Origin of the sequence: Streptomyces phyllanthi, assembly GCF_009377205.1 — a bacterium.
Lineage (GTDB): Bacteria > Actinomycetota > Actinomycetes > Streptomycetales > Streptomycetaceae > Streptomyces > Streptomyces phyllanthi.
The window spans coordinates 1-6,867 of record NZ_VJZE01000475.1; the positions used below are offsets into that span (position 1 = coordinate 1).

Consider the following 6,867-nt stretch of genomic DNA (forward strand, 5'->3'; position numbering starts at 1 on the left):
GGTAGGGGCGGCGGGGGCGAGACTTGTGTACGCGTCAAGCGCCGTGCAAGGGCAGCCCAGGCCCGGCCCTCGCGCGAGCCGGTCAGCCAGCCCGCCCCCTCAGTCCGCCTTCGTGTACGTCAGCGCCTCCCCCGACTGCGTGTTCACGCGGCGGAGGCGGCCGTCCGAGAGGATCGTGAGCTCGGTGGGGTCGCCGGGGGAGCAGGAGGTCTCCGGTTCACCGGTCCTGACCGTGGAGGAGCCCATCCTGAGAGGGCCGTCGTCCGTCGGTGCCTCCGCGAGCTCGGCCTCGAACACGCAGTGGTACGTGCCGCTTCCCGACGGCCCGTCCGCCGTGAGCGAGAGCACCGTGTCCCCGACCTCTCCCTGCCGGATGACCAGACGGCGTGTGTTGTGCCCGGTCGCGTTGTCGATGGCGGCGTTCCAGGTGCCGAGGTACTCCTCCGGGATGGCGCCGTCCTCGGGGCCCTTGGTGGCGGGCTCCCCGGTGGCCGTGGGCGAGGGCTCCGAGGTGCTCGGGCCGGGGGTCCTGGGTGCGCTCGGCGTCGGGGACGCCTTGTCGTCACCGCCCTGCCCGGAGCCGCCCTGCATCAGCGCGTACACCGAGCCGCCCGCCGCGAGGGCGACGACCAGCGCGACCACGATGAGCGCCGCTGTGGTCCGGCCGCCACCGCTCGGGGGCTCGGGTGGCCGGTCGGCTCCCGGGCCGTACGGACCGTACGGGTGGGTCGCCCCCGGTCCGTACGGGGGTGTCGGTCCGAGGGTCTGTCCCGCCGGTCCCGCCGGGCCTACTGCTCCGTACGGTCCGGCGCCCCAGCCACCACCCTGGCCCTGGGACTGGGCCTGCGGAGGGCCGTACCCGGTGGCGGGTTGCGGGTGCTGTTGCGGATAGCCGTACGCGGCGGGCGGCGCCGCGGGCGGGGGCGCCTGCCCGAAGCCCTCGACCTGCGTCCCAGCGGCACCCGGCTGGCCCGGCTGCCCCGGCGGGGGCGGAGTGGGGGCGTGCTCCGGCGGCCGGACGTTCGTCGGGGGCGCCACCTCCCGGGTGTCAGCCGCCCCCTCGGGGGTGCTCACCCCTCCGGTCTCCTCCGGGTTCTCCGTGTCCAGCAACCGCACCGCGTGGCGCCCGAGTTGGGCCACCAGCGAGCCCGGCAGCCACGGGTCACGTGACCGCCCGTCCAGGACGGTGTCCTCGGCGCCCGTGCGCTCCAGGATCCGGTCGAGAGTGGGCCGGGCCGCGGGGTCCTTGCGAAGGCAGTCCCGTACAAGGTCGGAGAGCCCTTCGGGCAGGTTCGCCAGGTCGGGTTCCTCCTGCGCTATGCGGAACATCAGCGCGTGCACACCCGAGTTGGCGCTCCCGAAGGGAAGGGTGCCGGTGGCGGCGTACGACAGCACGGAGCCCAGGCAGAAGACGTCGCACGCGGGCGTGATCCGGTCCCCGCGCACCTGCTCGGGCGCCATGAACCCGGGCGATCCCACGAGCGCGCCGGTCCGCGTCAGCCCGCCGTCGATGACGGTCTCGAGGGCGCGCGCGATCCCGAAGTCGATGACCCGGGGCCCGTCGATGGTCACCAGCACATTGGACGGCTTGAGGTCCCGGTGGATGAGTCCCGCGGCGTGGATGTCCTTGAGCGCGTGGGCGAGGCCGGCGGCGAGGATCCGCACGGAGCGCTCGGGCAGCGCCCCGTGGTCGCGGCCGACGACCGTCTGGAGGCTGGGCCCGGCGACGTACCCGGTGGCCACCCAGGGGATGTCGGCCTCGGTGTCCGCGTCGAGGACCGGGGCGGTCCAGTACCCGCCGACCCGCCGCGCGGCCTGCACCTCCTGCCGGAACCGTGCCCGGAACTCCTCCTGTTCGGCGAGCTCCTGCCGTACGAGCTTCACGGCGACGGTGCGGCCCCGGTCCGACCGGGCCAGGTACACGTTTCCCATCCCGCCCGCGCCCAGCCGCGCGAGCAGCCGATACGCACCGATCCGATGCGGATCCCCGGCGCCCAGCTTCTCCATCGCCGCGCCACCTTCCCCCCGTGCCAGAGCAATCGACCGTGGAGTCTACTCAGCGCCCACAGGGGCGCCAGAGCATGCACACACAGTCCAGAGGGACCAGGTCATGGACGGACGGCGGTCGTGGTGGCAGCGGGCAGACGGGCGTCCGAGGCGGGCCGTCCGCGCCGCGCGGCGACCGCCCCGTTTACGTCCGCCGAGTGGGATTCCGTGGGGTCTCCCCGTGTGCAGGACACGCACGGGTGGGCCATGAGCTTCCGGAAGCACGGGGCGCCCTCTCCCGTCCCCAGGTCCGGCTGTCCGGCCGAGACCCTCAGAACCGCCGGTCCGGCGTGTCCGGGTCCGGTGACGCGATCTCGTCCAGTGCCTCCGACAGCCGTTCCAGAACCCGTGCCGTCTCGGCGAACTCCCTCTCCCCCAGCGCCTTCGCGAGGCGGTCCGCGAGGGTCGCGTGCCCCGGGTCGATCTCGGCGATCGCGGCGCGGCCGGTGGCCGTGGGCGTGACGAGCCTGGCGCGGCGGTGGGCCGGGTTGGGGAGGTACTCGGCGAGGCCGCGGTCGACCAGGAGGTCGGCGACGCGCTGGACGCTCTGCCGGGTGATGCCCATCGCCCGGGCGATCCCGGAGACGGTCAGCGGCTCGTGCAGCACCGCTCCGAGCACCTGCCACCACGCCGCCGTCAGTCCTGCCGGACGGGCCAGTTCGTCGGCCACGGACAGGAACTGGCCGTTCAGCCGGAAGACGGTCAGTGCGGTGCGGCTGAGCAGTCCCTGCCGCTCCCGGGTCCCGGGCTCCCGCCCCGCCGCCTCGCCGACCGGCCTCCCCCTGGTCATGTCGCTCACCGGCCCGCCGCCTCCAGGACCGCGTACGCCTCCGCGTCCGAGTCGTGGAACAGGCGGTACCAGGCGTCCAGCACCTCGCCCTCGTACACGCCGAGGAGGCGGAACACCTCCCGGGCGAAGGCGACCGGCTCGGTCGGACCGGCCGTGACGAGGAGGCCGTCGGTGACCGCGTCCGTGTCGACGTACCGCTTGCCGCCCTCGTACCCCGTGGCCGCGAGGTAGAAGGACACCGCGCTCGTGTGCTCCCTGTCGTCCAGCAGGCCCTCGCGGGCGAGCCCCGCGGTGGCTCCGCAGATCGCGGCGACGGGGACGCCCGCGTCCAGGAAGGCGCGGGCCTTGCGGGCGAAGGGCGCGAGGTCGTCGCCCGTGTCCCACAGGTCGGCGCCCGTGAGGATCAGCAACGAGCTGTCCTCGGGGCGGATCTCGTCGAGGGCCCTGTCCGGCTGGATGCGGACGCCCGCGACGGTCCGCACCGCGTCCCGGCTCGGCCCGACCGTCACGATCTCGTACCCGACCCTGGCCAGCCACGCCGTCGTGTGGCCGGTCTCCCAGTCGGCGAACGTGTCGTACACGGCGAGGTGCACGGGCCTGCGAACTCCGTCGTCGTTCATGGCTCCTCCTCGGGATCACCTCGAAGCTTATGTAAGCATGCTGTCATTTAGGCAGCATGCTGTCAAACACACTCGACGGGTCCGGGACGCCCGACACACTGTCGCGTTCCCGCCCTCACCGCAGACAGGACGCCGATATCGCGGGCGGGCCCCCGGCTCCTAACCTCTTCGCCATGACTCCCCAGCCAAATCCCCAGGCCGGCGCCGCCGTCAAGGCCGCGGACCGTGCGCACGTGTTCCATTCCTGGTCCGCGCAGGAGCTCATCGACCCGCTCGCCGTGGCCGGCGCCGAGGGGTCGCACTTCTGGGACTACGACGGCAACCGGTACCTGGACTTCAGCAGCGGGCTCGTCTACACGAACATCGGCTACCAGCACCCGAAGGTCGTCGAGGCGATCCAGCGGCAGGCCGCCCGGATGACCACCTTCGCGCCCGCGTTCGCGGTCGAGGCGCGCTCGGAGGCGGCGCGGCTGATCGCCGAGCGGACACCCGGCGACCTGGACAGGATCTTCTTCACCAACGGCGGGGCCGACGCCGTCGAGCACGCCCTGCGCATGGCCCGGCTGCACACCGGGCGCCCCAAGGTGCTGTCCGCGTACCGCTCGTACCACGGCGGTACGCAGCAGGCCGTGAACGTCACCGGTGACCCGCGGCGCTGGGCGTCCGACAGCGGGAACGCGGGTGTCGTGCGCTTCTGGGCGCCGTTCCCGTACCGGTCCCGCTTCTACGCCGAGACCGAGGAGCAGGAGTGCGCGCGGGCGCTGGAGCACCTGGAGACGACGATCGCCTTCGAGGGGCCGGGGACCATCGCGGCGATCGTGCTGGAGACCGTGCCGGGTACGGCCGGGATCATGGTTCCGCCGCGTGGATACCTGGCCGGCGTGCGCGAGATCTGCGACCGTCACGGCATCGTCCTCGTGCTGGACGAGGTGATGTCGGGGTTCGGGCGGACCGGTGAGTGGTTCGCGGCGGACCTCTTCGGCGTGGTGCCCGACCTGATGACCTTCGCGAAGGGCGTGAACTCGGGGTACGTGCCGCTCGGCGGTGTCGCCGTCTCGGGGAGGATCGCCGAGACGTTCGCCCGGCGCCCCTACCCGGGCGGGCTGACGTACTCCGGACATCCGCTGGCCTGCGCGGCGGCCGTCGCCACGATCAACGTGATGGCCGAGGAGGGCGTGGTCGACCACGCGGCCGACCTCGGGGCGCGGGTCGTCGGGCCGAGGCTGCGCGATCTGGCCGGACGGCATCCGTCGGTGGGCGAGGTACGCGGGGTCGGCATGTTCTGGGCGCTCGAACTGGTGCGGAACCGGGAGACCCGGGAGCCGCTGGTCCCGTACAACGCGACCGGTGAGGCGGCCGCCCCGATGGCCGCCTTCACCGCCGCCGCGAAGGAGCGCGGCCTGTGGCCCTTCGTCCACATGAACCGCACCCATGTCGTCCCGCCCTGCAACATCACGGAGGCGGATCTCAAGGAGGGACTGGCCGCGCTGGACGCGGCGCTGACCGTGGCGGACCGGTACGCCGAGTAGCGGCCACGGTCGCCTCGGAGCGGCCGGCCGCGGTGGGGCGAGCCGGGAACGCCGGCTCGCCCCGTCATGTGACCCAGCTCATCCGGCGCCCCGGTTCCGGACACATACGAGGTCACGCCCCCTTTTCCCGAGTCCCCGCCGAATTCGAAACCGGTGGGTAGGGACATTTGACTCTGTTGACCTCCCCTTTACACAGCAAAACTCCCGGAGGCCGGGACGGAAACCCCCGTTCCCGCCCGTCCCACGGACGACCCATCCTCCGGGAGACCCGCATGAAGAAGATCCGCCTCGTGGCCATCGGTTGCGCCCTCGCCACCGGTGGCGCCATCGTCACCCTGCTGCCGTCGGCGAACGCCGCCGAGGAGAAGACGCCCGAGCAGATCATGAGGATGTGCGAAAGGACTGCCAAGCTCAACGGCAAGCAGCAGTCGGTGAGCGACTTCAAAGGCTCCTTCGGAGACGGTTTCGAGTCCGACACCTGTGATTTCGTCGAGACGAAGTTCGAGACCTTCGACGGCCCCACGGAGAAGGTCACCGTCGACTTCCCGAACTGCGAGCCGAACGCCACCGAACCGTCGAAGGTGACCACCGAGTTCTCGAAGGCGGTGGGACAGGGCCAGGGCAAGTACACCGCGACCCAGCAGGGCGCCCTCGGTGGTCTCTTCGGAGCCTTGAGCGGCGGCTGGGTGAAGCACAAGGGCACGCTGGACATGACCATCGAGACGGCCACCGCCAGCGAGACGGAACAGCGGGAAGTCCCCGTCGGCAAGGTCATGCATGTGACCTTCACGCCGAAGATGCAGCGCATGACCGGCGAGTGGCGGGTGCACATCGACGCCGATCCCGGAAGCTTCGCCGTGAACCCCTCCCCCGAGAAGAACTTCGTGGCGCCGGAAGTCGTCGAGGGTCCGGTCATCCGGCCGGGGGCCGCCGGCGCGCCCGGGCTCGTGGACGGCACCACCAAGGCCGTACTGGAGGACTGCTGACGCCCGCCCCGCGCCACCGAACCTCCGACAACGCCCCACCTCGCCGGCTCTTCTCCCCCCAAACCCCCCGCAGGAGACACACATGACACGCACCGGGCGCAGCGGCAGCCACCGCAGCAAGAAGAAGCGCATCACCCTCGCGCTCGCGCCGGTCGCCGCCCTCGGACTGGCCGTCCCGCTGATGTACAGCGCGGGTGCCGCCACCCCCGACGAGGTGGCCACCGACTGCCGTACGGACTCGGACAAGCTGGAGAACTGCGAGTTCGTCGACGTCCAGAGCAAGGCCAACAGCCTGGGCCCCAACGAACGGGTCACCACGGTGACCGACAACTGCGGAATCAGCACCGCCGCGACGAAGACCTTCAGCGGCACGGCGTCCGTGACACGCGTCGTCCAGCTGGAGGACGGCTTCAACACGGACGGCAGCACGAAACTCGGGAACTCGTTCTTCGAGATCGGCGTCAAGTTCGCCACTCAGGAGTTCAACATCAAGCGCGACGACACCACGTCGTCGTTCTCCTTCTCCCGGAGCGACACGGTGAAGGCCGACCACATCGGCTTCTTCATGTGGTCCCACAAGCGCACCGACGTGAGCGGATTCCTCAGGGCCACCTACAAGGAGGCGCAGGACGGCCAGAAGGTGTTCTTCTCGCCCAGCGAGGGAGCGACCACCGTCCACGTCTTCTATCCGCAGCTCCTGAAGAACGGCACCCCGGACGGCCGCCTCTGGCTGCGCAACGTCAAGTGCGGTACGCCGCAGGCCGACGGGATCCTCAACAGCGGCAACAGCGCCCGCGCCGAACCCGGGTTCGAGGAGGCCGGCGCCAACGTCACCGACGTCGAGGTCCCGCTGTCCGAGGTCGAGATCAGCTAGCCCTCATCCGGCGGTCCCCACC

6 protein-coding genes are annotated in these 6,867 nt (G+C 71.6%); 3 read left to right on the plus strand and 3 right to left on the minus strand.

Translation table 11 applies throughout. The features are described 5' to 3' along the window. Window positions 1-99: 99 nt before the first annotated feature. The 3 genes from FNH04_RS38445 to FNH04_RS38455 form a co-directional block, all read right to left on the minus strand. The gene (locus FNH04_RS38445; RefSeq protein WP_152790527.1) at window positions 100-2,007 is read right to left on the minus strand and encodes a serine/threonine-protein kinase; all 1,908 of its coding nucleotides are present in this window, start codon (window positions 2,005-2,007) and stop codon (window positions 100-102) included. Window positions 2,008-2,317: 310 nt separating this feature from the next. After that, window positions 2,318-2,836 carry a MarR family winged helix-turn-helix transcriptional regulator gene (locus tag FNH04_RS38450; RefSeq protein ID WP_152790529.1) on the minus strand — a complete coding sequence of 173 codons (519 nt, stop codon included), beginning with the start codon at window positions 2,834-2,836 and terminating at the stop codon, window positions 2,318-2,320. A 5-nt stretch (window positions 2,837-2,841) separates the two neighbouring features. Continuing rightward, the gene (locus FNH04_RS38455; protein WP_152790531.1) at window positions 2,842-3,456 is read right to left on the minus strand and encodes a DJ-1/PfpI family protein; all 615 of its coding nucleotides are present in this window, start codon (window positions 3,454-3,456) and stop codon (window positions 2,842-2,844) included. A 173-nt stretch (window positions 3,457-3,629) separates the two neighbouring features. Between FNH04_RS38455 and FNH04_RS38460 the strand changes: the two genes are divergently transcribed. The 3 genes from FNH04_RS38460 to FNH04_RS38470 all read left to right on the plus strand — a co-directional run bounded on the left by FNH04_RS38460 (window position 3,630) and on the right by FNH04_RS38470 (window position 6,845). Further along, window positions 3,630-4,985 carry an aspartate aminotransferase family protein gene (locus FNH04_RS38460; RefSeq protein ID WP_152790532.1) on the plus strand — a complete coding sequence of 452 codons (1,356 nt, stop codon included), beginning with the start codon at window positions 3,630-3,632 and terminating at the stop codon, window positions 4,983-4,985. 272 nt (window positions 4,986-5,257) lie between these two features. Continuing rightward, the gene (locus tag FNH04_RS38465; RefSeq protein ID WP_152790534.1) at window positions 5,258-5,971 is read left to right on the plus strand and encodes a hypothetical protein; all 714 of its coding nucleotides are present in this window, start codon (window positions 5,258-5,260) and stop codon (window positions 5,969-5,971) included. 82 nt (window positions 5,972-6,053) lie between these two features. Then, window positions 6,054-6,845: a hypothetical protein gene (locus FNH04_RS38470; RefSeq protein WP_152790536.1), complete on the plus strand. Its 792-nt coding sequence runs from the start codon at window positions 6,054-6,056 to the stop codon at window positions 6,843-6,845. Window positions 6,846-6,867 lie beyond the last annotated feature (22 nt).